Origin of the sequence: Rhizobium subbaraonis (genome assembly GCF_900220975.1) — a bacterium.
GTDB lineage: Bacteria > Pseudomonadota > Alphaproteobacteria > Rhizobiales > Rhizobiaceae > Mycoplana > Mycoplana subbaraonis.
Window position 1 is genome coordinate 39,441 of the sequence record NZ_OBQD01000010.1, and the last position, 23,146, is coordinate 62,586.

Sequence of the window (23,146 nt, forward strand, 5' to 3'; positions counted from 1 at the left end):
CCTCGGGGTTGTCCCGGGATGGTGCACTTTAGGAGACCGAGCCGCCCCACCGGGCCATCTGCAAGGGGAAGGAGGCGGGAGCGATCCTGAGGCGCTCAGTCCGGCACAGCCAGCACACCTCCGGTAATCGCTGTCCCCACCCCTGTCGTCCCCGGAAAGGTCAGCGGCAACCCGTCAAGCGAGCGCACCGCGAGATAGGCCCATGCCTCCGCTTCCATGCTGTCGCCGTTCAGGTCCACAGCTTCCGCCGGCATCACCTGCGCACCTTGCGCCGCGGCGAGTTCTTCCAGGTCGCCCATGATGACGCGGTTCAGCCGGCCGCCACCGCAGACGATATAGGTCTTCGGCATCTGCGGCAGGTGCCCCGCGGACTTCAGGATCGCAGCAGCCGTGACGTGAGCCAGCGTCCGCGCGCCATCCTCCAGCGAAGCGTCCGGGCCGGTCGGGGGCGAAAAATCGTTTCGGTCGAGCGACCTGCGCTCTGGCGCGGCGAAAAACGGATGGTCGAGATAGCGTGCGGCAAGGGCCGCGAGCACCCGCCCCTCGCTCGCGATCATCCCGCCCTGGTCGAAGGGGATGCCGGCCTGCACCTCCACCCACTGGTCGATCAGCGTATTGCCCGGCCCGCTGTCGAAGGCAGCGATCTCGCCGTCGGGCCCGACATAGGTGAGGTTGGAAATTCCCCCGATATTGACGAAAACGACCGGAAAGGCGCAAACCGCCGCCAGGTTGCGGGCCAGAGCCGCATGATAAACCGGAATGAGCGGCGCGCCCTGCCCGCCGTGGGCCATGTCGTTCGCTCGCATGTCGTAGACGACGGCGATACCGGTCTGGCGCGAGAGCAGCGCCCCGTCGCCGATCTGCACCGTCAGCCGCTGGTCCGGGCGGTGTAGCACCGTCTGACCGTGAAAGCCGACGACGTCGATATCGCCTGCTGCCAGCCCGTTCTCCGAAAGGAACGCCGACACGGCCTCCGCGTGGCGAAGCGTCAGTTCCCGTTCGAGCGCGGCGAGATCGCCCGGCCGGTCATCGCGCCGGGTGATCGCCTTCGCACTTTCGAGCGCCGCCTGCAACCGCCTGCGGAAGGCGGGATCGTAGGCAAACCCTCTCGCCGGCCCGCGCCCGACCATGTCGGCGCCGTCCGTCCGCAAAAGCGCCACGTCGATGCCGTCCATGCTGGTGCCGCTCATCAGCCCGATCGCCGTTCGTATCTTTTCCATGCCGAAATCCCGGAATCACTTTTGGAGTGATTATGCGCAAAAACAGTGCTAGATGCCGCGCCATTCGTTCACATGAGCTCCCCTACAAGAGAGAAGACCAATGTCGGGTTTCAAGTCAGATTTCCTTCGCACGCTAAGCGAGCGCGGCTTCATCCACCAGATTTCGGATGAGACCGGCCTCGACGACCTGCTCTGCAAGGAAACCGTGACGGCCTATATCGGCTTCGACCCGACAGCACCCAGCCTGCATGCCGGAGGCCTGATCCAGATCATGATGCTGCACTGGCTGCAGCAGACCGGTCACCGTGCCATTTCGCTGATGGGCGGTGGCACCGGAATGGTTGGCGACCCCTCCTTCAAGGACGAGGCGCGCCAGTTGATGACGCCGGATACGATCGCCGGCAACATCGCCGGGATCAAGAAGGTCTTCTCCAACTACCTGACCTACGGCGACGGCCCGAAGGACGCGCTGATGATCAACAATGCCGACTGGCTGCTCGGCATCAACTACCTGGAATTCCTGCGCGACGTCGGCCGCCACTTCTCGGTCAACCGCATGCTGTCCTTCGACAGCGTCAAGATGCGCCTCGACCGCGAGCAGTCGCTGTCCTTCCTCGAATTCAACTACATGATCCTGCAGGCCTACGACTTCGTCGAGCTGAACCAGCGCTACGGCACGCGCCTTCAGATGGGCGGTTCCGACCAGTGGGGCAACATCGTCAACGGCATCGATCTCGGCCACCGCATGGGCACGCCGCAGCTCTACGCGCTGACCTCGCCGCTGCTGACCACTGCGTCGGGCGCCAAGATGGGCAAGTCGCTCTCCGGTGCCGTCTGGCTGAACCCGGAGATGCTGTCGGCCTATGACTTCTGGCAGTACTGGCGCAACACCGAGGACGCCGACGTCACCCGCTTCCTAAAGCTCTACACGACCCTGCCCATGGACGAGATCGCGCGCCTGTCGGCGCTTGGCGGCTCGGAGATCAACGAGGTGAAGAAAATCCTGGCGACGGAGATCACCGCGATGCTGCATGGCCGGGAGAACGCCGAACAGGCAGCCGAGACGGCGCGCAAGACGTTCGAAGAAGGCGCGCTGGCCGAAAACTTGCCGTCGATCGAGGTCGCGAAGGGCGAGCTGGAAAGCGGTCTCGGCCTGCTCGCGCTGATCGTGCGCGCCGGCCTGGCATCCTCGAACGGCGAAGCACGCCGGCATGTCCAGGGCGGCGCCGTCCGCATCAACGACAAGGCCGTCAGTGACGAACGCATGTCCATTGGCAGCGGCGAAATCACCGCCGACGGCGTCATCAAGCTCTCGCTCGGCAAGAAGAAGCACATTCTGGTGCGGCCGGCCTGAGGCGGCCCGGTCTTTCCTTCTCCCCTCGGGGAGAAGGTGGCCAAGACGGCGGGATGAGGCGTACGCCACGTCGGGCGCGCGATTGCGCTCGCGCCGCTTCGCCATGCCACTTCTCGCCAGCAGGCAGAACGCCACAGGCGAACTGCATCCTGGCGCGATGCGGCGGCCAGTCCAGTCAGAACTCGAAAATGTTGCGGAACACGCCCGGCGCGATGACCGACAGCGGGTTGATCATCAGCCGCGGCTGGTCGAACGGGCCGGTCAGCTTGAAAGTGATGCCGATCAGCCCTCGATCGCTGCCGTTGCCGAGGATGAAGCCGATTAGCGGAAGTTCGGCAAACAGCCGGTTGAGTCCGTAGGCCGGCATGAAGGTGCCGGTCAGTTCCATGTTGTCGTTGGCATCGCGCACCATGCCCTGGAACGTCGCACCGACGGTGTCGCCGCGCACGACGCCGTTTTCGACCCTCAGCGTGCCGTCCTTCGACGAGACGAAGGCGAAGCCGCGCTCGAACCGCATCGAGCTGGTGTCGATCTCGCTTCGCACCGCCTGATTGAGGCTGCGCCCACCGGCGGGCGTCGTCACGATCGAGCGCAGTTTTTCCTCACCCGACAGGGTGAACTTACGGATGTCGAGCGGCCCGCGCCAGCCGCCGTCGGCTCCCGCCTTGAGCCGCATGTTCAAAAGCCCGCCTTCCATGTGGCGGTAGAGATTGGCCAGGCGGGCCAACGCGCCCGCGTCGCCCGTTGTCAGTTCCAGCGTGTCCGTGCCCTGCGCATTGGAAAGTTTCGCAACGAGCGCCTGCCCGCCGCCTGTGACCGCCGATAGATCGAGCGCGGATGTCCGCCTTCCGTTCGTCCCATAGGCGAGCTTGACATTGCCCAGCGTCTCACCGTTGAAGCCGATGACACGGTCCAGCGCGGCGCGAACCGTTACCGACACCGGCTTTGCACCGCTCTCGGTCCCCGTAGGATCCGCCTTCAGCTTGGCAAGTACGGGCCGCAGGTCCGCCGAGCTACCGTTGACCTTGACAGCATAGCCGGATTTCACACGGGAAATGTCGAGCGCATAGTCGTCCTGGGCGGACAGCCTGACCTTGTCGAAGCGGGCAGAGCTCAACGCGCCGCCATTGATCGCCACGTCCCCTGAGACGGAGAACCCGTCGCCGGAAAAGCCGAAATCGGAAAGACGCGTCGTCCCCTCCTGACGCTCCAGCGAGAACTGCGCCTTTGCCGGGACGCCGGCCCCCTTCGTCCAGCCGATCCAGGGAAGCGATACGACGCTTCGCCCGAGATTCGTCTCCACCTTCTCGTGACCATCGTCGCCGAGTGTCACGGCAACATCGAGAGGTCCCTGCAGCAGGTCGTTGAGACCGGGGAAGAGCCGCGATCTGTCCGCATCCGATATCGTGCCGGAGACGGAAAGATCGCGCTTCAGCCCGGACGTCGGGCTCACGGGCTCGACGAGAACGATGTCCAGCGGCACGCCGTCGATCTGCGCCTTCGCCTTGAGGTCGGCCCGGACGGGCGTCACGACGAGATTTCCATCGACATTCGTGATCGTGCGTCCGACGATCGGCTTCTTGACGTCTACGCCTTGCAGATCGATGTCGGCGATCCATTCCGGCGGCGGCGGCTGCTGGTCGCGCACCAGCCCGAACTTCGCCTTGACGTTGGCCTCAACCGGACCCGTGAAGTCCGAAGGCGCGTATGGCGTTCGCTTCAGAACGTCGATCGGCTTGTAGGTGATAAGCTCCGCGATCGCGTCGCCCGCGCCGGCGATGTTCAGGTCGATCTCGGCCATCAGCGGTTTCTGGTAGGTGTTCGGCAGCGTGAATGTTCCACTGGACAGCGACACCGAGCGACCGGATCCCATATAGGAGGTGCCGGCCTTGAGCGCGATGTCGACGCGCTCGCCGTTCAGCTGGAAATGGCCGGCAGCGTCCCTGAGTGGCGGGATCTCGCCGGCGATATTGAGGCGCGTATTGGCGATGTCGAACGATATCATCAGCTCGCCCCGCCCGAGTTCGATGCGTCCGTCCGGCTGCGGCGGCCGGTCTGCGGCCATCGACACCTCGATCCGTCCGTTCGTCACCGTGCCACCGTAGATGTTGGCGACAACCCATTGGCGCGCGCGCCGCCCGAGCCAGTAGGGCCAGAGTTGCTTGACCGTCGTCGCGTCGAGCCTGTCGCTGACCATGGCGAAATTCACTTCGGGGCTTTGCCCGCCAAAAGTCAGGCCGAGCGACCCGGCCAGCTGCCCCCGGGGACTGGACACCCCCAACTGATCGAATAGCACCTGCTTCGTGTCCGGCAGGATGCGCCCACTGATCTTGGCATCGAAGCGAACGGGCTCCTCGGTCGTATCTTCCGGCGCGCTGACGGCGTTCTGCACGAGCAGATCGATCGCGTATCCGGCTTGCGCCGGCTGCGCAGCGTTCGGCATGCGATCGAGATCGATCAATCCTCCGGTCAGCGGGAAGGAAGATCGTGCGACATGGATCTCGGAATTCCGGATCTCCAACGAGCGGTTTTCATAGTCGTAGTGGACCGAGACCTTGCTCGGCTTAAGGCTTGTTGCAATACCGCCGAAATAGAGCGCGCCCCCCTGGCTGGAAACGTCGAGCTCGAGTTTCGGATCGACGCCGGTCGTACCCCGCGTTGCCGAAAGCGCGATATCCGCCTGCGCCTCGAGGCCGGTGCGAAGCTCGCCCGCGGCATTGCGCTGAAGCGTGAACAGGCCGAGCGGAATGCCGGAAACATTGCCTCGAAGCTGGTCATTGTCGCCTGCGCCATCGGCAACGAGTGCGATGGTTCCCGTTTTTCCGTCCAGCCCGAAACTGCCCTCGATCGCCAGTTCGTCCGCCTCGGAACGGCTGAAGGTCAGTTGCTCGACGTCGAGCGTGCGCAGCCGTCCCCCGGTTCCCGTCACCGGCAGGGAAAGATTGGTGATACGCACGCGAGACAGCCCGCTGCCTGTGATCATCGACTTGAACTGGTCCAGCCGATCGAAAGCCATGCCCTGGTAGCCCGGCAGGGAATCAAGGCGGATCCTGGACAGGTCGATCGGTGGGCCTTTCGGCAGGAGGGCGGGATTGAACATCGCCCGATCGATATCGAGGCTGGTCGGAGAAACGCGGCCGGTCATCAGGGCCAGCGGGTCCAGCACGATCAGGACGGCGCCGGCATTGGCGACATTCTCTCCGTCGCTGCGCTGGGAGACGGCGACGTTTTCCGCTTTCAGCGCAAGCCCGCCGAGGCCGGAAAAGCGCATCACCGTCTTGGCGACGGAGACCTCGTAGTTCGGCCCGACCGCCCGGTTCAGCGCGGCGAGCGCCCGCGAGTTCAGCGGGCCGTCCACCAGTCCGCTCTCCACGGTGGCGACGATAAGGACGATGAGAAGAAGCGCCACGCCGCCGAATATGGTGAAAAGACGAGCCATCACCGACAGGTGGGTGGGCCGGTCGGTGCAATGCAGGACGACCGGTTCATGGGCGCGGGCGGACGGAAGGTCGTGCAGGGAAACGATGTCCCCCCGGCCAAACTTCACCTTCTCGCCGCGAATTTCGCTCATGTCGCGGTTGTTCCGTTCCTCATGTCGGCCCAGGCATCGTCGGCGCGGCAATCGGATCGATTGATTGTGGCTGGACGATTCCCGCAGGGACTATATACCGGGGATTGGTCCCGCATGACGCAAAATCCTGTCCAAAGAAAGGAAATACCATGGCAGAATTGTCGGAAGGCAAGCAGGCGCCCGATTTCACGCTACCGGCTGATGGTGGCGGCCAGGTGGAACTCGCCGGTCTGCGGGGAAAGCCGGTCGTCCTGTTCTTTTACCCAAAGGACGATACGCAGGGCTGCACTGTCGAGAACGTCGCCTTCTCGGCACTTTTGGACCAGTTCGAAGCCTCGGGTGCAGCAGTTCTCGGCATCTCGCCCGATCCGGTCAAGAAACATGACCGCTTCAAGGTCAAGCACGACCTGAAGGTCAGGCTTCTTTCGGACGAGTCCCATCAGGTGCTCGAAGCCTACGGCGTCTGGAAGGAAAAGAGCATGTACGGTCGCAGCTACATGGGCGTGGAGCGCACCACCTTCCTCATCGACAAGGATGGCCGCATTGCCCGGATCTGGCCGAAGGTTAAGGTCGACGGCCACGCCGAGGCAGTTCTGGAAGCGGTCAAAGAACTTTAAAACAATGCCGCATGCAATTGAAATAAAAGAGATGCCAAAGATCGAAAGCCTGCGTGGAGGCGCCACGCAGGCTATCCTTTCCGCCGATCTCGACATCAAGACCGAACTTGCGCAGGAGACCGCGCGGCGGTGGTTTGCACGCACGCTTTCCGTCCGCTCGCCGCTCGACCCGGCCCTGCCCGAGCGCCCCGGCCGCCCGGACAAGCCGGAGCTGGTACCGCCGAAAAACATGAAGAAGCGCTCGCTTCACACGCTCAGCGGGCGGATCGCGCTGCTGCATGCGCTGGCGCACATCGAACTCAACGCAATCGATCTGGCGCTCGACATCGTCGCCCGGTTCACCACCGAAGGCGTCCCGCATTCCTTCTTCGACGGCTGGATGCAGGTTGCCTTCGATGAGGCCAAGCACTTCCGGCTGATCCGCGACCGCCTGCGCACGCTGGGTGCCGATTACGGCGACCTGCCCGCCCATGACGGCCTCTGGCAGGCGGCCCACAGCACACGCAACGATCTCACTGCGCGGCTGGCCGTCGTTCCGCTGATCCTCGAGGCGCGCGGACTGGATGTGACGCCGGTGCTGCAGGAAAAGATGCGGGAGACAGGCGACATCGAAAGCGCCGACATCCTCGACATCATCTACAACGACGAGAAGGGGCACGTCGCTGTCGGCGCCAAATGGTTCCGCTTCCTCTGCGCGAGGGAGAGGAAGGACCCCTCCGCCACGTTCAGGGATCTGGTGCGGGCGAACTTCCGCGGCTCGCTCAAGGCTCCCTTCAACGACGTGGCGCGCGCCGAAGCCGGGCTGACGCCGTCTTTCTACCGCAGCCTCGTCTCCGTCAGCCAGAGCTAGCGTCGCGCCGGCGTCAAGCCTTTGTTAACCTTAACAGTGTGTAATTTCCGGCAAGTGTGGGACAGACTCATAGGTTGTCGGGGGGTTGTGTTGACGGATCGTCCGGAAAATCGCGTTTTCGGCAAACGTGAAAAGCAACACCTTATCATCCTGGCGAGCGGCGATCGCGTTCGCCACATGACCGTCCGCCCCTGGATGACGGCCATCGCCTTCTCCGTCGCCGCCATGTTTACCGTCGGCTACCTCGCAGCGACCTCCTACCTGGTCCTTCGTGACGGGCTGATCGGCGCGACGATGGCGCGGCAGGCGCGGATGCAGCACGACTACGAGGACCGCATTTCCTCGCTGCGAGCCCAGGTCGACCGGGTCACGAGCCGGCAACTTCTCGACCAGCAGGTCGTCGAGGAAAAGGTCGAAAAGCTCTTCCGGCAGCAACTGGCGCTGAGCGAGCGCAACGGCAAGCTCGATACGCTTTTGAACCGCGCCGGCAACGCCGGCCTCTCCGACGCGCCCCTGGAAGCCGACCCCGCGCCCGATGGGCAGGCGGCGCCGGCTTACGGTCGCCAGGCGTCGGCAGGACAGATGGCCATCGACCGGCTGCTCGGACGCGCCGACGGCGGGGCCAAGCAGGCTTCCCTCGCAGCACTTGCCTACGCAGCACCCTCTGCCGGCACAGGCGAATCGGTCGCCGACCACACCGACCGGATGTTTTCCAAAGTGACACTTTCGCTGAAGGATATCGAACGTCAGCAATTGTCGCGCATACAGGCGCTGACGGCCGGCGCCGAACAGACTGCGGACGCGATCGAATCGATCCTGAACCGGACCGGCATCGAGGTCGCCGATACTGCCGCAGAAACCGCCGACGCTATCGGCGGCCCGTTCGTCGAGCCGGTGGCGACCGACAGTTTCGAACAAACGCTCGGCGGCCTCGACACGGCTCTCAACCGGCTCGACCAGATGCGCGAAACAGCCCGCAGGCTGCCCTTCGCCAACCCCTCGCCCGGCAGCCAGATCACCAGCCGCTTCGGCAATCGCACCGATCCCTTCCTCGGTCGCCTGGCACTGCATGCCGGCATCGACTTCCGCCTGCCGACGGGCAGCGAAGTCCGCGCCACGGGCGCGGGAACGGTGCTGACGGCCGGGCGCAGCGGTGGCTACGGCATTCTCGTCGAGATCGACCACGGAAACGGCATCGTGACGCGCTACGCACATCTGTCCCGCACGCTCGTCAAGGCGGGCGAGACGGTCGATACCGGCGATGCCATCGGACTGTCCGGCACGACCGGCCGCTCGACCGGTCCGCACCTTCACTACGAGGTTCGCCGGAACGGCCGCGCAACCGACCCGGGCCGCTTCCTGTCTGCCGGCATGAAGCTCTCGGATTACATGAATTGACGGAACAGGACGGGATGCGGCGAGCGCAATTCGCACCCGCTTTACTTGCAAATCTTCAATAACCGCGCGTTTCCTTGACTTTCCGGCGCTTTCAGCATATGTGCGCTGCATCCAGCGGCCACGACAAAAGCTGAAACCCCAAGCGTTCGCCAGAACCGGAACGGAAACAGATTTCCCTTTGACCACTTTTTCTGATCTTGGCTTGAGCCAAAAGGTACTTTCCGCAGTCACCGACGCGGGCTATACGATCCCCACCCCGATCCAGGCCGGCGCGATCCCGCCTGCCCTGCAGCGCCGCGATATTCTCGGCATCGCACAGACGGGTACGGGCAAGACCGCATCCTTCGTATTGCCGATGCTGACGCTGCTGGAAAAGGGTCGTGCCCGCGCTCGCATGCCACGCACGCTGATCCTCGAGCCGACCCGCGAACTGGCCGCCCAGGTGGCAGAGAATTTCGACAAGTACGGCAAGAACCACAAGCTCAACGTCGCGCTCCTGATCGGTGGCGTTTCGTTCGACGAGCAGGATCGCAAGCTCGAGCGTGGCGCCGACGTGCTGATCTGCACCCCCGGCCGCCTGCTCGATCATTGCGAGCGCGGCAAACTGCTGATGACCGGTGTCGAGGTCCTCGTCATCGACGAGGCCGACCGCATGCTCGACATGGGCTTCATTCCCGATATCGAGCGCATCGCCAAGCTGATCCCCTTCACGCGGCAGACGCTGTTCTTCTCGGCGACGATGCCGCCGGAAATCCAGAAGCTGGCCGACCGGTTCCTGCAGAATCCGGAGCGTATCGAAGTCGCCCGTCCGTCCTCCACGGCCAAGACCGTCACCCAGCGCTTCGTCGCGTCCCATGCCAAGGACTATGAGAAGCGCTCCAAGCTGCGCGATCTGATTCGCGCCCAGGAAGACCTGACGAACGCCATCATCTTCTGCAACCGCAAGAAGGACGTGGCAGATCTCTTCCGGTCGCTTGACCGCCACGGCTTCTCGGTCGGCGCGCTGCATGGTGACATGGACCAGCGCTCGCGCATGGCGATGCTGGCCAATTTCAAGGACGGCAACATCAAGCTGCTCGTCGCCTCGGACGTTGCCGCCCGCGGCCTCGACATCCCCGCGGTCAGCCACGTCTTCAATTTCGACGTGCCGATCCACGCCGAGGACTACGTCCACCGCATCGGCCGCACCGGCCGCGCCGGCCGCTCGGGCGCCGCCTTCACGCTGGTAACCAAGCGCGACACCAAGTTCTCCGAGGCCATCGAGAAGCTGATCGAGCAAAAGGTCGAATGGCTGGACGGCGACCTTTCGAACCTTCCCGCCCCCATGGAGAGCGACGAGCGCGAGAAGCCACGCAGGGGCCGCGGCCGTGAGCGTGGCGAGCGTGACCGGAGCGAACGTGGTGAGCGGGGCGCCGAACGCGAACGCGGTGATCGCGAACGCACAAACAGTCATAAAAGCGACAACCGTCGCGACGAAAATGGCAAGGAAGCCATTGTGGCGGACAAAGGGAGCGATGCCGTGAAAGCAGAACGCCGGAACGAAAACAGGCCGAGCCAGCCGGTACGCAACCAGCGTCCTGCAAACGACGACAATCGCGACCGCCGTAACCGTTATCGCCGCGACGAGGACGACGGCCCGACGCCGGTCGGCTTCGGCGACGACATCCCCGCCTTCATGCTGATCGCCGGCAAGGCCTGACCCGATCCATGCCCGTGCCCGGAATTGACGTGCCCGGCGTCGGCTGCGGGCTTGCGATCGTGCGCGACGGCAAGGTCTTGCTGTACAGACGCGCGCGCCCACCCGAGCAGGGCCACTGGAGCATCGTCGGCGGGAAGATAGACCACATGGAGCATTCCTCCACCGCCGCCCGCCGCGAAGCGGCGGAGGAGACCGGTCTCGCCATCGGGCGCATCCAGTTCCTCTGCCATGCCGAGCTTATGACCGAACCGGACGGCCAGCACTGGGTGTCGTTGATCTATATGACCGACGACATAACCGGGGAGCCGCAAGTGACGGAACCCGACAAGCTTCCTGAATTCGGGTGGTTCTCGCCGAATGCGCTGCCGGAACCTTTGTCGGCCTTCGCAGCGAAGGCGATTACGGCCCTCGGATCGTCCCGACGCGAACTGGCATAATAGGGCCACTCACCCGCGGATTGGTCAGCGCTTGGACGAATTCGCACGGATTGCCGCTTCCAGCGCCAGCTTCACCCATTCCGCCATAAGGTCCGGATCGTCGAAGGCATCCTCCGGGATGCTCCAATAAGGCATCCTCAGCGGCGCGCCCGTCTTCTTGCCCGAATAGACCCACTGGCGGCTGCCGGAGAGCTCGAATTCGGGGATCGTCACCTCGTCGGCCTTCAGCAGCACTTCGCCATCGACCTCGAGGGCGACGATCAGGTCGCCGGCATAGATGCCCTTGCCGCCGAACATGCGCTTGATCGTGACCGGCCCCAGCGACTGGAACATCTCCTCGATCGCATCATTGTCCATGCCCAGCACCTCCGCCCGTTCCTTCGCTGCGCGGCGGGACCGCGCCCTCGCCCAATCGCTCCAAAGGGCAAGGCTTTGAACAAATCCAGATCAAAGCATGTGTCTTCCGCTCAGTCACGCAACACGCCGCCGGCCCCCGCCACCGCTTCGGGCGTATCCACATCGAAATGCGCCGCCGGACCGATCTCGACGTCGATGACGGGGACGCCGGACGTCTCGATGATCTGGCGCGCGCCGACATCGCCGGAAAGCTTTCGGACCGCTGCAAATGTGGAGTGCGGCAGGATCACCGGATTGCCACGCTTGCCGTCCGAGACAGCCCGGACGATGACGTTCCCGCCGGCTTTACGGAAGGCCGCCAGCAACAGACGCAGGTCCTCGGACGAGACCCGCGGCATGTCGGCCAGATGCACCAGAACGGCGCCACACTCCGTCTCCACGGCCGCCATCCCGGCATTGAGTGAAGTCGACATTCCGTCTTCGTGGAGCGCGTTGCGCACGATCCTGACCGGCAGGCCGGAAATGGCTGCCTCCACCTCCTGCGCGCGATGACCGGTCACGACGACCACGCGCTCCGCGCCGGCCGCAAGGGCTGCATCGACCGATCTGCGCACGAGCGGCCTGCCATCGAATTCCGCAAGCAGCTTGTGCTTGCCCGACGAACCCATCCGCCTCGCCTGCCCCGCGGCAAGGACGAGAATTGCGACCCGGTCGGCCTGCGCTCCGCCCTGTCGGCTCCCTTCCCTGGCGTCGCGCGGCCGGGGCCTTGAGGGAATTTCGGCAAGGAGGCCGCCGACGCCCATCCCCGTCAGCACGCTCCGGTCAGGCTTCTCCCCGGCCAGGATGCGTGCCAGCACCCAGTCGAAGCCGTTCTCCTTCGGGCTGCGCGCGCAGCCCGGCGCCCCGATCACCGGCGTGGCACCGATATATCCGAGCACCAGCAGGTTGCCGGGATCGACCGGCATGCCGACATGCTCGACGCGCCCGCCGGCCCGCTGGATCGCGGCGGGAATGACGTCGTCGCGATCCGATACCGCCGAGGCGCCGAAGACAATAACGAGTTCGTCGGCCAGCGCCGCTTTGACCAGCGCATCGGCAAGCGCGCCCGCTTCGTGTGGAACCCGAACCTCATTGCTTAGCCGGCTACCGGAAGGCGAAAGGCGGCTTTCCAGCAGCAGCCGCGTCTTGTCCATCACGGATGGCTTCAGGTTCGGCAGGACGGTCGCCACCAGCCCGACGCGATGTGGACGAAAGGGACGGACGAGCAACGCGTCGGTACCGGTCAGAGTGGCTGCGGCGCGCTCCACGATCTCCTGCGGCACCGCCAGCGGAATGATCTTTATCGTCGCCACCATGTCGCCGGGCCGCACGGAGGCATGATCGGGCAGGGTCGCCAGCGTGATGGCGGGATCGATCCGGTTGAAGCGGTCGATCACCGTGCGATCGGCCAGGAACAGCCCGTCTGCTGCGGCATGAAGATTGACACGACCCGTCGAAGCAGCACTCAGCCGCATATGATCCCTTCCGATGGCTTCGGCGAGGCGCCGCGCCGCCGCGTCCTCATCGAGATCGCCCGGCTCCAGCCGCACCGCGATGACGGTCTGGACGCCGGCCTGCACCAGACGCCGACAGTCGTCCTCGGAAAGGCGATGCCCTTTGGACAGAGAGACGGCATCTGCCCGTATGCCGTGCGCCAGAATTGCGCCCGCGGCGGACCCTGCAGGCATGTCGCCGAAGATCATGGCTTCGCCTCCGTCCGCAGGTCGCGCCTGCGGAACGCCTGGATGATGTCCGCCATGATCGCCACGGCGATTTCGGCGGGACTGACCGCGCCGATATCGAGCCCAATCGGCGCGCTTATACGGTCCAGCAGCTGTTGCGGCGCGCCCGCGGCAAGCAGCCGCTCCACTCGCTTGGCATGCGTCTTCCGGCTACCCAGCGCGCCGACGTAGAAGCAGCCGCTCTTAAGCGCCTGAAGCAAGGGCAAATCGTCGATCTTCGGATCATGCGTAACCGCCACCAGCGCCGTATAGCGATCGAGCGGGCGAACCTTCAGCACGTCCTCGGGCCAGTCCGCGACAAGATCGACGCCGGCGAAGCGCTCCTCGGTGGCAAACGCCGTACGTGGATCGATGACGGACAGGTCATAGCCGGAGACTTTTGCCACGACTGCCAGCGCCTGGCTGATGTGCACGGCACCGATGACGACGATGCGGGCGGGCGGCAGATGGACGTTGAGGAAGAAATTTTGACCTTCAGCCTCAAAGGTGCCTGACTTGCCCGACCGAAACGCCGCTTCGATCGCCGAGCCCAGCGTACCAGCGACCGTATCGCCCTCGCGCACGATCCGGTCGCGCCCGCCCTCCAGTTCGGTCAAGTGGATCACCGCGCGGCGGGCACGGCGTTCGGCGTTGAGCTTGCGCAGGAGAAGCGGATCCATCAGCCGAGCCGCTCCACATAGACGCGGATTCGCCCACCGCAGGAAAGCCCGACCCGCCACGCCGTCTCGTCGGCAACTCCGAATTCCAGCATCTTCGGCTCGCCGCCGCCGATGACGTCGAGCGCCTCGGTTATGACGGCGCCTTCGACGCAGCCACCCGACACCGAGCCGTGGAAATTCCCCTCGCCGTCGATCACCAGATGGCTGCCCGTCGGGCGCGGCGCCGAGCCCCAGGTCTCCATGACGGTCGCGATCGCGACGTTGCGCCCCTCGTCCATCCATCTCTCCGCCACCATCAGCGGATCAAGCGTTTCGACCCCGTCGCCCATTGCGAACTCCGTCATCCCATCGCGGCAAGATAGCGGCGCGGATCGGCGTTCACGCCGCCATCGCCGGACAAAGCCGCCACCAGCTCTGCCATCGATTCAAGATTGTGTACCGCCCGCAGTTCGTCAACATGCGGCAGCATGGCGCGCACGCCCCGCGCCCGTGCCTCGAAGCCTTCGAAGCGCAGCAGTGGATTGAGCCAGATCAGCCGCCGGCAGGAGCGGTGTAGCCTGTCGATCTCCGCCTCAAGCGTCTCGATCCCCTCGCGTTCAAGACCGTCGGTGATGAGAAGCACCATCGCCCCCTGTCCCAGCACGCGCCGCGACCACAAGCGGTTGAAGTCCTTCAGCGTCTCGCCGATGCGCGTTCCCCCCGACCAGTCTTCGACCGCGCGCGTGCAGTCCTCCACGGCCTCGTCGGGATCGCGATTGCGCATCTGCCGGGAAACATTGGTCAGGCGCGTGCCGAAGAGGAAGGCATGCACGCGCCGCCGCCTTTCCGCAATCGCATGCAGGAAGTGCAGGAAGATGCGGGTGTACTGGCTCATGGAGCCAGAAATGTCGGCGAGCACGACCAGTGGCGGATGCACCAGCTTCGGTTCGCGGTAGCGCGGCAGGATCAGGGCTCCACCGGTGCGCATCGCCCGTCGCATCGTCGCGCGGGGATCGACCATGGCCTGCCCCGTGCTCGGGCGATATCGGCGCGTGCGCACCGCATCCAGCGGCAGGCTGAGATTTGCGATCGCACGTTTGGCCTCGCCCAGCTCGGCCGCCGTCATCTGAGCAAAGTCCGTCTTCCGCAGAAGCTCGCTGCCGGATGCCGTAAAGCGGGCGTCGACCTCGACGTCAGGCTCGCCCCGCGGCCGTTCCCTCTCCCGCTGGCCGGCGAGCAAAGCGTCGGCGATGCGCGAGGCCCCCGCCTTCCTCTTTTCCGTCTCCGCGTCGCGCCGCACAGCCGGAGACATCATCGCGATCATCTTCTGCACCAGGTCGCGCGATCGCCAGAACAGCCGGAACGCCTCGTCGAAGATCGCCTGGTCCTCGTGCCGCGAGACCAGCGTGCAATGAAGCGCGGTATAGAAATCGTCGCGATCGCCGATACCGATCGCCTGGACTGCAGCGATGGCGTCGGCGACACCCGCCGGGCCGATGCGCAGCCCGGCCTTGCGCAATGCACGGGCGAAATGGACGATGTTGTCGGCCAGCCTGCCGTCGCCAGGACGCATGGGCGGAACGACCAGCCCGTCTGAGGCGCCCGTGTCCATGGTCAGCCCGTCGCGCGAAGTTCGGACCTGACCTCGTCCAGGAGCTTGCGCCCTTCGCCGCCCTCGATCCGGGCTATGTCGTCCTGATACTTCAGAAGCGTGCCGAGCGTGTCGGAAATCGTCTCCGGGTCGAGTGCGGAGCGATCCAGCTCCGTCAACGCCGTCGCCCAGTCGATCGTTTCGGCCACACCGGGATTCTTGAACAGATCGAAAGTGCGCAACTTCTGGACATAGGCGACGATCTGGCGCGACAGGGCCTCGTTGCAGCCCGGCACCTTGCGCCGGATGATCTCCAGTTCCTGCTCCGCCAGCGGATAGTCGACCCAATGGTAGAGACACCGCCGCTTCAGCGCGTCGTGCACCTCTCGCGTGCGGTTCGTCGTGATGATGACGATCGGCGGCTCCGCCGCCCGGATCGTCCCAAGCTCCGGCACCGTCACCTGGAAATCGGAAAGCACCTCCAGCAAGAAAGCCTCGAACGCCTCGTCGGTGCGGTCGAGTTCGTCGATCAGGAACACCGGCGCGCGCCCGTCCGGCGATGATAGCGCCTGCAGGACAGGACGGCGGATGAGGTAACGGTCTGAGAAGATGTCCGCCTCGATGCGTTCCCGGTCGGTGGTGCCCGCAGCCTCGGCAAGCCGGATTTCCAGCATCTGCGCGGGATAGTTCCACTCGTAGACCGCCGAAGCGATATCCAGCCCCTCATAGCACTGCAGCCGGATCAGCGGCCGGTCCAGCGCCTTTGCGAGAACCTTGGCGATTTCCGTTTTGCCGACGCCGGCCTCTCCTTCGAGGAACAGCGGTCGCTGCATCTTCAGCGACAGGAACAGAACGGTCGCAAGCGACCGCCCGGCAAGGTAGTTGCCGGCGGCGAGCATTTCCTGTGTCTCTTCGATCGATCGGGGAATGCTCCCCTTCTGGCGGGCTGTCATGCTTCCTCCACTTTGGAGGCAAAGTTACAGCGAGCGGTAGTCGCGGTCCATATAGATCAGGGCCGGTTTTTGTGGCCCGTACGCGATGCCGAGAACCTCGCCGAACAGGATCATGTGGGTCGCCATAACCTTCACCTCGGTCAGGCGGCAATCGAACGACGCCAACGCATCGTTTAGGATCGGCGAGCCGGTGACAAGTTCGCCCCACTGCCCCTCGGTGAACCGGTCGCCGGGAATGGTGGGATCGCGACCGGAAAAGATGTTGGCAAGCGCCACCTGATCGGCGGCAAGCGCGTTGAGAGCGAAATGCCCGCTGCGCCGGAAGATCTCATTGCGCGGATTGGAAACGTTCAGGCAGGCAAGCACCATCGCCGGATTGTCGGATACCGAGCAGGCGGCGGTAATGGTCACGCCGCGCCTTTCACCCTCGAATGCAGTGGTGACGATCTGGACGTGCCCCGCATAGCGGCTCATGGCATCGCGGTAGAGCGGCGGATCCAGCATCAGTCGGTCCAACACAACAAACTCCCTTGTTACAAAAGGGGATACATGGAAAGAATAAAAAAATATGTAAGCCCGAAGATGGCGTTTTCCAATGCCTTTTTGCCTGCACGGCATCGGATTGCGTCGTGCCCCTCGCGCGCCCTTGCGGCCCGGGGCGCTTCATTCCTTCAGTAGTTGCAGCCAGATCGCCCGGACCCCTTCATGCCACGCCGCCTTCTAGCCCTCGCTACCGCAGTCGTTTTGTTCGCCGGCGAGACCGACGCCGCGGCGCCGAAGATTGCCGTCGTCGCACCCGACCAGGGACCGCTCGCAATCCTCGGCGACCAGGTGCGGGCGGGCGCGCGCTTCGCGGCACGGGCAGGCGGCGCCGAACTGGTGGAGATCGGCGAGGCCTGCACCGAGGGAGGCGACGAGAGCATCGCGTCAGCCATTCGCGCCTCCGGGGCGACGGCGGCGATCGGCTTCCTTTGCAACGAGGACCTGCAGGCTACCCTGCCCGCGCTGGCAGACGCCGGCGTCGCAGCGCTCACGCTGTCGGCGCGCTCGGGCGTGCTGATGGAGGACGCCCTGAAAAAGGGCTGGCCGCTGTTCCGCCTGGCTCCCGCACCGGGCATGGAGGCAGAAGCGGCAACGGACATCATCGTTGCGCATTGGGCGGCCGAACCCTTCGCCCTGATCGACGACGGCACGATCCACGCCCGCGAACTGGTCGAGGCGGTTCGCATCAAGCTTGAGGAGAACGGCATGAAGCCGGTCTTCGTCGATACCTATCGTCCCGCCCAGGAGCAGCAGATTGGCCTGGTGCGCCGACTGGCCAAGGCCGGCGCCACGCGGATCTTCGTCGGCGGCGACCGGGGCGACATGGCGGTCATCCAGCGCGATGCGCGCGCCGAGGAACTGCCCCTCACCTTCCTCGGCGGCGAAACGATGATGGCGGCCGACGGGCCCGTACCCCTGCCGGAGGGTGCGCAGGCGATCGTCCTGCCGCTCGACGGCGCCACGAAGGCAAGCGCAGCCCTTGCAGACGAGATGAAGGCGGACGACATCGCCGCGGAAGGCTACGTCCTGCCCGCGCATGCGGCCGTCACGCTGCTCACGGAAGCCACCGCAGCGTCCGAAAAAGCAGGCGTGCCGTTGATCGAAACGCTTTCCAGCGAGACCTTCCCCACCGTACTCGGCACGATCGGCTTCGGCGCCGACCATGAACTGCGCACGAACCCCTATCGGCTGATGGAATGGACGGGCAGCCATTTTGTGCCGGTCACGGAGAGCAATTGAGATGAGACCCGGTCCGCGCAATCTGATCACCGACGTACAGGGCCTTACTGTCGGCAACGCGACGGACGAGAAATTGAAATCCGGCGTCACGGTGATCGTCTGCGAAGAGCCCGCCGTCGCCGCCGTCCAGGTGCTGGGCGGAGCACCGGGAACGCGCGAGACGGACCTGCTCGACGTCCACAACACCGTGCAGACGATCGACGCGATCTGCCTTTCCGGCGGTTCCGCCTTCGGGCTCGACGCCGCCTCGGGCGTTCAGGCGGCCCTGCGTGAACAGGGACGCGGCTTCGAAGTCGGCGCCTTCCGGATCCCGATCGTTCCGGCAGCCATCCTCTTCGACCTGACGAACGGCGGCGACAAGGACTGGGGACGCTATCCGCCCTATCGGGAACTCGGTCACGCGGCCACGTTTGCTGCTGCGGCCGATTTTGCGATCGGAACGGCGGGCGCAGGCGCAGGCGCCACGACCGCCACCTTCAAAGGCGGCCTCGGTTCGGCATCGACCGTTCTCGAAAATGGCGTCAGCGTCGGCGCCCTCGTCGCCGTCAACGCGCTCGGCTCGGCAACGGTCGGGAGCAGCCGGCACTTCTGGGCGGCACCGATCGAGGAAAATGGCGAATTCGGCGGTCTCGGCCTCCCGGCAGCACTTTCGGACGATGCCCGGCAGATCAGGACGAAGATGAACGCCCCGGCCTCCGGCCTGCAGAACACCACCATCGCCGTGATCGCTACCGACGCCGTCCTCACCAAGGCCGAGGCGAAGCGGCTGGCCGTCTCCGCCCATGACGGCTTTGCGCGCGCCCTCTGGCCGGCGCACACCCCGCTCGACGGCGACCTCGTCTTCGCGATCGCCACTGGTCGTAGCGGCAAGGCCATGACGCTGGAGGATTTCGTTCCGCTGTGCGCCGCCGCCGCCTCGACGATGGCGCGCGCGATCGCCCGCGGCGTCCATGCGGCAACGCCGTCTGCCGGCGATCTGGTACCGACATGGCAGGAGGCGATACGCTGAACGTTGACGCGAGCGGCGATCCGGCGTTGTCCGCCGCTGCCGCCGGTGCTATGGGCACGCCAGACCAATCATGACTTGACGCCTGGAGCAGAACATGACGCCGCCCATCCGGATCGCCCCCTCCATCCTCGCCGCCGACTATGCCAAGCTGGGCCAGGAAGTGCGCGACGTCGTCGCTGCCGGCGCCGACTGGATCCACCTTGACATCATGGATGGACATTTCGTTCCGAACATCTCCTTCGGGCCGGATGTCATCAAGGCGCTGCGCCCGCATACGGACGCCTTCTTCGACTGCCACCTGATGATTGCGCCCGCCGATCCCTATCTCGAAGCCTTCGCCAAGGCGGGCTGCGACAGCATCACCGTCCATGCCGAGGCCGGTCCCCACCTCGACCGGTCCATTCAGGCGATCAGGGCCCTCGGCAAGAAGGCGGGCGTCTCGCTCAATCCGGCCACGCCCGAGGCGGTGCTGGACTACCTCATGGACAAGCTCGACCTCATCCTCATCATGACCGTCAACCCCGGTTTCGGGGGGCAGAAGTTCATCCCGGCGATGGAAGAGAAGATTGCCCGGGTGCGCAAGATGATCGGCGACCGCCCAATCGAGCTTCAGGTGGACGGCGGCATCACCGTGGACACGATCGCACGTCCCGCCGCTGCCGGCGCCAATGTCTTCGTCGCAGGCTCGGCGATCTTCGGTGGCGGCCATGTTGACGCCTATCGAAAAACAATCGACACTCTGCGCGCAAATGCGGAAAGGGCTCGCGATTGAGGAAAACCGGAGTATTGGCCGCCTTTGCCGCCTGCACGATGCTGGCGCCCGCGGCTGCCGTGGCAGGCGATTTCGCGCAGGTTCGGCCGATCGGGTTTTCCGCGGACGGCGGAATTTTCGCCTACGAGGAGTTCGGAATCCAGGATGGTTCCGGCTCCGCCTACTCCAATATCTACTTCATCGACACCGCCAAGGACGAATACCTGCCGGGTTCTCCGATCCGCGTGCAGGCGCCGGAAAACGACTCGAGCCTGCGCCGGGTCCGCGCCGAAGCCGCGGCAAAAGCGAGCCCGGCGGTTGCCCATTACAGTCTGAACGAGCATCCCGGCCAGCTCGTGGCGCTCAATCCCTATAGCGAGGTCGGCCCGGCCGGCGACACGCTTCGATATTATGCCTTTCCCGCAGAGCCGCGTGTTGGCCAGCCATACACGATCAAGCTCACCGAAACGCCTGCGCCGGTGCCGGAAATCTGCAGCGGCCTGGTCGAGAAAAGCGTCGGTTTCCGGCTCGAGTTCACCGAGAAAGCCGGAAAGCCCTCCAATCAATCCGCCTACTCGGAAAACCGCACGCCCCAGAGCCGCGGCTGCCCGACCGGCTACCGCATTGCCGGCGTCGTCACCTACGACGGCGCGCCGCAGACGATCCATATGGCGCTTGTGATGGTGCTGCGGCTGGGTTTCGAGGGGATGGACGGGCGCTGGCTCGCCGTCCCGCTAAAGCCCTGACCATGGACGCGCAGCCCCGGCATATCCGCCTCCGGAATGCCGGCCGCGGTGACCGACTTTCGGTGTCGCTTCCCTCCCGCATCGCCCGCCTATTCGCGGGCGCACTCGCATGGGGCGGCCTCATGGCATTGTCGGCGTCGATCTCGCTTTACTTTCGCAACGGCTTCGAGACGCTCCATCTGACGGAACTGGTGACGCTTTTCTTTCTGGGCGGAGCACTGGCCTGGCCGCTTATCGTGCTCATGGCAGGTCTGTTCGCAAGAGGCGCCGCATTGGAAACCCGATTTGCCGCCTGCTTCGTGCTGCTGGCTCTCGGCACGATCGGCGTGACTGCGCTGCTCTTTGCGATGGACTACCGGGTCTTCTATGCGGAATGGCACGAGCCGGTCCTGTCGAAGATTGGCTTGAAGCAGCTCTTTGGCACGACCGTGTCCGCCTCCTACCAGTTCGCCGTGCTCGGCATGCGGCTTTATCTGCCGGTCGGTCTGCCCATTCTTGGCGGCGCGAGCCTGTGGCTGGCCAAAGCGATGCGTTGAGCTTTTCGGCCATTCTTGGTAGAGGGGCGCCAACGCCCCTTCCAACGAAAGCAGAAAGCCTATGATCCCCCGCTATTCCCGTCCGGAAATGGTCGCCATCTGGTCGCCCGAAACCAAGTTCCGCATCTGGTTCGAGATCGAGGCGCATGCCTGCGATGCGCTGGCCGAACTCGGCGTCATCCCGAAGGAAGCGGCAAAGACGATCTGGGACAAGGGCGGGAAGGCCGTCTTCGACGTGGCCCGTATCGACGAGATCGAGGCCGTCACCAAGCACGACGTCATCGCCTTCCTGACCCACCTGGCGGAGATCGTCGGTCCGGACGCCCGCTTCGTCCACCAGGGAATGACGTCGTCCGACGTGCTCGACACCACCTTGAATATCCAACTCGTGCGCGCCTGCGATATCCTGCTTGCAGGTCTCGACCGTGTTCTCGCCGCGCTCAAGGCTCGCGCCTTCGAGCACAAGGACACGGTTCGCATCGGCCGCAGCCACGGGATCCACGCCGAGCCGACCACGATGGGCCTGACGCTCGCCCGCTTCTATGCCGAGATGGACCGCAACCGCGCCCGCCTCGTCGCGGCCCGTGCTGAAATCGCAACGGGTGCGATTTCCGGCGCCGTCGGCACCTTCGCCAACATCGACCCGCGCGTCGAGGAGCACGTCTGCGCCGCCCTCGGCCTCGTGCCCGAGCCCGTCTCCACGCAGGTCATCCCGCGCGACCGCCACGCGATGTTCTTCGCAATTCTCGGCGTCATCGCGTCGTCGATCGAGAACGTCGCCATCGAGATCCGCCACATGCAGCGCACCGAGGTTCTGGAAGCCGAGGAATACTTCTCGCCCGGCCAGAAGGGCTCGTCCGCCATGCCGCACAAGCGCAACCCGGTGCTGACCGAGAACCTCACCGGGCTCGCCCGCCTCGTGCGCATGTCCGTCGTTCCGGCAATGGAAAACGTCGCCCTCTGGCACGAGCGCGACATCAGCCATTCGAGCGTTGAGCGCGCGATCGGCCCCGACACGACCGTGACCCTCGACTTCGCGTTGCACCGGCTGGCCGGCGTCATCGAGAAGCTCGTGGTCTACCCGGAGAATATGGAGAAGAATCTCAATAAGTTCCGCGGACTTGTTCACTCGCAGCGCGTGCTTCTCGCCCTCACCCAGGCCGGCGTATCCCGTGAAGACAGCTACCGCCTCGTCCAGCGCAACGCAATGAAGGTGTGGGAAGAGGGCAAGGACTTCCTTGAAGAGCTGCTGGCCGATCAGGAGGTGCGGGCCGCCCTCTCCGAAGAACAGATCCGCGAAAAGTTCGACCTCGGCTACCACACCAAGCATGTGGACACGATCTTCAAGCGCGTCTTCGGCGAGGCCTGATCTGCAGGATCCGCAATCCCGAGAATGAGAAAGGGCGCAGCCAAGGCCGCGCCCTTTCTTTTTGGCGTCTCGAAGGAAGTAAGGTCGACCGTCAGTCTTTCTGGAGCTGGTCGATGGCGACGCCGAGAAGCTCGACCATCTGCAGACGGATATCGTCCTCGCTCTTGGCGATACCGGCCGCATCGAAATCGGCCTTGACCTTGCGCACGACGTCCTCGTGGCCGGCTTCCTCGAAATCGGCCGCCACGACTTCCTTCGCATAGGCCTCGGCATCGCTCTTGCCGAGAAGCTGAGCGGCCCAGAGACCCAGAAGCTTGTTGCGCCGCGCCTCGGCCCTGAAGCGAAGCTCCTCGTCCTTGGCGAATTTCGCTTCGAAGGCCTTTTCGCGATCTTGCATGGCGGTCATGTCTCGACTCCCGTATATTTGGATCTGTTCCGGTTGGGACTACGATCCATAAATCAAAGCCTGTCGAAAGTGCAATGTGTA

General features: G+C 64.7%; 22 protein-coding genes. 12 read left to right on the forward strand and 10 right to left on the reverse strand.

The features are described from left to right. Positions 1 to 95: 95 nt before the first annotated feature. Entirely contained in the window at positions 96 to 1,220 is a 1,125-nt protein-coding gene (locus CRO48_RS16285; RefSeq protein WP_097140922.1) for an anhydro-N-acetylmuramic acid kinase, read from the reverse strand. A 100-nt stretch (positions 1,221 to 1,320) separates the two neighbouring features. Between CRO48_RS16285 and tyrS the strand changes: the two genes are divergently transcribed. Continuing rightward, entirely contained in the window at positions 1,321 to 2,574 is a 1,254-nt protein-coding gene (tyrS, locus tag CRO48_RS16290; RefSeq protein ID WP_097140923.1) for a tyrosine--tRNA ligase, read from the forward strand. A gap of 175 nt (positions 2,575 to 2,749) precedes the next feature. Here the strand turns inward: tyrS and CRO48_RS16295 are convergent, their stop codons facing one another. Further along, entirely contained in the window at positions 2,750 to 6,145 is a 3,396-nt protein-coding gene (locus CRO48_RS16295) for a YhdP family protein (protein WP_097140924.1), read from the reverse strand. Between the two features lie 149 nt (positions 6,146 to 6,294). Here CRO48_RS16295 and bcp point away from each other — a divergent pair, with 149 nt between their 5' ends. The 5 genes from bcp (at position 6,295) to CRO48_RS16320 (ending at position 11,146) form a co-directional block, all read left to right on the forward strand. Beyond that, positions 6,295 to 6,762, forward strand: coding sequence for a thioredoxin-dependent thiol peroxidase (bcp, locus tag CRO48_RS16300; RefSeq protein WP_097140925.1), 468 nt, complete (start codon positions 6,295 to 6,297; stop codon positions 6,760 to 6,762). Positions 6,763 to 6,793: 31 nt separating this feature from the next. Beyond that, positions 6,794 to 7,612 carry a ferritin-like domain-containing protein gene (locus tag CRO48_RS16305; protein ID WP_097140926.1) on the forward strand — a complete coding sequence of 273 codons (819 nt, stop codon included), beginning with the start codon at positions 6,794 to 6,796 and terminating at the stop codon, positions 7,610 to 7,612. A gap of 90 nt (positions 7,613 to 7,702) precedes the next feature. Continuing rightward, on the forward strand, positions 7,703 to 9,010 hold the full coding sequence (locus CRO48_RS16310; RefSeq protein ID WP_097141108.1) for a M23 family metallopeptidase: 1,308 nt from the start codon (positions 7,703 to 7,705) through the stop codon (positions 9,008 to 9,010). Between the two features lie 178 nt (positions 9,011 to 9,188). Then, positions 9,189 to 10,709, forward strand: coding sequence for a DEAD/DEAH box helicase (locus CRO48_RS16315; RefSeq protein WP_097140927.1), 1,521 nt, complete (start codon positions 9,189 to 9,191; stop codon positions 10,707 to 10,709). A gap of 8 nt (positions 10,710 to 10,717) precedes the next feature. Then, entirely contained in the window at positions 10,718 to 11,146 is a 429-nt protein-coding gene (locus tag CRO48_RS16320; protein ID WP_097140928.1) for an NUDIX domain-containing protein, read from the forward strand. 24 nt (positions 11,147 to 11,170) lie between these two features. Here CRO48_RS16320 and CRO48_RS16325 read toward each other — a convergent pair whose 3' ends face one another. From CRO48_RS16325 to CRO48_RS16355, 7 genes are all read right to left on the reverse strand, one after another. Beyond that, positions 11,171 to 11,503, reverse strand: coding sequence for a TfoX/Sxy family protein (locus CRO48_RS16325; RefSeq protein WP_097140929.1), 333 nt, complete (start codon positions 11,501 to 11,503; stop codon positions 11,171 to 11,173). A 110-nt stretch (positions 11,504 to 11,613) separates the two neighbouring features. Next, positions 11,614 to 13,245, reverse strand: coding sequence for an NTP transferase domain-containing protein (locus CRO48_RS16330; protein WP_097140930.1), 1,632 nt, complete (start codon positions 13,243 to 13,245; stop codon positions 11,614 to 11,616). Beyond that, on the reverse strand, positions 13,242 to 13,943 hold the full coding sequence (locus CRO48_RS16335; protein ID WP_097140931.1) for an XdhC family protein: 702 nt from the start codon (positions 13,941 to 13,943) through the stop codon (positions 13,242 to 13,244). Before CRO48_RS16335 ends, CRO48_RS16330 begins: the two co-directional genes overlap by 4 nt. Continuing rightward, complete coding sequence (locus CRO48_RS16340; RefSeq protein WP_097141109.1) at positions 13,943 to 14,272, reverse strand: XdhC family protein; 330 nt, start codon at positions 14,270 to 14,272, stop codon at positions 13,943 to 13,945. Before CRO48_RS16340 ends, CRO48_RS16335 begins: the two co-directional genes overlap by 1 nt. 11 nt (positions 14,273 to 14,283) lie before the next feature. Further along, positions 14,284 to 15,534 carry a vWA domain-containing protein gene (locus CRO48_RS16345; RefSeq protein WP_097140932.1) on the reverse strand — a complete coding sequence of 417 codons (1,251 nt, stop codon included), beginning with the start codon at positions 15,532 to 15,534 and terminating at the stop codon, positions 14,284 to 14,286. A gap of 2 nt (positions 15,535 to 15,536) precedes the next feature. Continuing rightward, positions 15,537 to 16,466, reverse strand: a complete 930-nt coding sequence (locus tag CRO48_RS16350; protein WP_097140933.1) for an AAA family ATPase — start codon at positions 16,464 to 16,466, stop codon at positions 15,537 to 15,539. A 24-nt stretch (positions 16,467 to 16,490) separates the two neighbouring features. Beyond that, positions 16,491 to 16,985: a flavin reductase gene (locus CRO48_RS16355; RefSeq protein WP_097140934.1), complete on the reverse strand. Its 495-nt coding sequence runs from the start codon at positions 16,983 to 16,985 to the stop codon at positions 16,491 to 16,493. Positions 16,986 to 17,171: 186 nt separating this feature from the next. Here CRO48_RS16355 and CRO48_RS16360 point away from each other — a divergent pair, with 186 nt between their 5' ends. From CRO48_RS16360 to purB, 6 genes are all read left to right on the forward strand, one after another. Further along, positions 17,172 to 18,248: an ABC transporter substrate-binding protein gene (locus CRO48_RS16360; protein ID WP_097140935.1), complete on the forward strand. Its 1,077-nt coding sequence runs from the start codon at positions 17,172 to 17,174 to the stop codon at positions 18,246 to 18,248. 1 nt (position 18,249) lies between these two features. After that, on the forward strand, positions 18,250 to 19,257 hold the full coding sequence (locus tag CRO48_RS16365) for a P1 family peptidase (protein WP_097140936.1): 1,008 nt from the start codon (positions 18,250 to 18,252) through the stop codon (positions 19,255 to 19,257). A 94-nt stretch (positions 19,258 to 19,351) separates the two neighbouring features. After that, on the forward strand, positions 19,352 to 20,029 hold the full coding sequence (gene rpe / locus CRO48_RS16370; RefSeq protein WP_097140937.1) for a ribulose-phosphate 3-epimerase: 678 nt from the start codon (positions 19,352 to 19,354) through the stop codon (positions 20,027 to 20,029). Between the two features lie 14 nt (positions 20,030 to 20,043). Next, complete coding sequence (locus tag CRO48_RS16375; RefSeq protein WP_097140938.1) at positions 20,044 to 20,754, forward strand: DUF2259 domain-containing protein; 711 nt, start codon at positions 20,044 to 20,046, stop codon at positions 20,752 to 20,754. Positions 20,755 to 20,876: 122 nt separating this feature from the next. Further along, positions 20,877 to 21,290 (forward strand): hypothetical protein, encoded by a 414-nt coding sequence (locus CRO48_RS16380; protein WP_245423550.1) that lies wholly within the window; start codon positions 20,877 to 20,879, stop codon positions 21,288 to 21,290. 61 nt (positions 21,291 to 21,351) lie between these two features. Next, on the forward strand, positions 21,352 to 22,659 hold the full coding sequence (gene purB, locus CRO48_RS16385) for an adenylosuccinate lyase (protein ID WP_097140940.1): 1,308 nt from the start codon (positions 21,352 to 21,354) through the stop codon (positions 22,657 to 22,659). Positions 22,660 to 22,750: 91 nt separating this feature from the next. Here the strand turns inward: purB and CRO48_RS16390 are convergent, their stop codons facing one another. Continuing rightward, the gene (locus CRO48_RS16390) at positions 22,751 to 23,065 is read right to left on the reverse strand and encodes a DUF1476 domain-containing protein (protein WP_097140941.1); all 315 of its coding nucleotides are present in this window, start codon (positions 23,063 to 23,065) and stop codon (positions 22,751 to 22,753) included. Positions 23,066 to 23,146: the final 81 nt, after the last annotated feature.

Coding starts and splice junctions, on each gene's coding strand:
- CRO48_RS16285 (WP_097140922.1), bottom strand. CDS start 1,220: ATGGAAAAGATACGAACGGCGATCGGGCTGATGAGCGGCACCAGCATG.
- tyrS (WP_097140923.1), top strand. CDS start 1,321: ATGTCGGGTTTCAAGTCAGATTTCCTTCGCACGCTAAGCGAGCGCGGC.
- CRO48_RS16295 (WP_097140924.1), bottom strand. CDS start 6,145: ATGAGCGAAATTCGCGGCGAGAAGGTGAAGTTTGGCCGGGGGGACATC.
- bcp (WP_097140925.1), top strand. CDS start 6,295: ATGGCAGAATTGTCGGAAGGCAAGCAGGCGCCCGATTTCACGCTACCG.
- CRO48_RS16305 (WP_097140926.1), top strand. CDS start 6,794: ATGCCAAAGATCGAAAGCCTGCGTGGAGGCGCCACGCAGGCTATCCTT.
- CRO48_RS16320 (WP_097140928.1), top strand. CDS start 10,718: ATGCCCGTGCCCGGAATTGACGTGCCCGGCGTCGGCTGCGGGCTTGCG.
- CRO48_RS16325 (WP_097140929.1), bottom strand. CDS start 11,503: ATGGACAATGATGCGATCGAGGAGATGTTCCAGTCGCTGGGGCCGGTC.
- CRO48_RS16330 (WP_097140930.1), bottom strand. CDS start 13,245: ATGATCTTCGGCGACATGCCTGCAGGGTCCGCCGCGGGCGCAATTCTG.
- CRO48_RS16335 (WP_097140931.1), bottom strand. CDS start 13,943: ATGGATCCGCTTCTCCTGCGCAAGCTCAACGCCGAACGCCGTGCCCGC.
- CRO48_RS16340 (WP_097141109.1), bottom strand. CDS start 14,272: ATGGGCGACGGGGTCGAAACGCTTGATCCGCTGATGGTGGCGGAGAGA.
- CRO48_RS16345 (WP_097140932.1), bottom strand. CDS start 15,534: ATGGACACGGGCGCCTCAGACGGGCTGGTCGTTCCGCCCATGCGTCCT.
- CRO48_RS16350 (WP_097140933.1), bottom strand. CDS start 16,466: ATGACAGCCCGCCAGAAGGGGAGCATTCCCCGATCGATCGAAGAGACA.
- CRO48_RS16360 (WP_097140935.1), top strand. CDS start 17,172: ATGCCACGCCGCCTTCTAGCCCTCGCTACCGCAGTCGTTTTGTTCGCC.
- CRO48_RS16365 (WP_097140936.1), top strand. CDS start 18,250: ATGAGACCCGGTCCGCGCAATCTGATCACCGACGTACAGGGCCTTACT.
- rpe (WP_097140937.1), top strand. CDS start 19,352: ATGACGCCGCCCATCCGGATCGCCCCCTCCATCCTCGCCGCCGACTAT.
- CRO48_RS16380 (WP_245423550.1), top strand. CDS start 20,877: ATGGCATTGTCGGCGTCGATCTCGCTTTACTTTCGCAACGGCTTCGAG.
- purB (WP_097140940.1), top strand. CDS start 21,352: ATGATCCCCCGCTATTCCCGTCCGGAAATGGTCGCCATCTGGTCGCCC.
- CRO48_RS16390 (WP_097140941.1), bottom strand. CDS start 23,065: ATGACCGCCATGCAAGATCGCGAAAAGGCCTTCGAAGCGAAATTCGCC.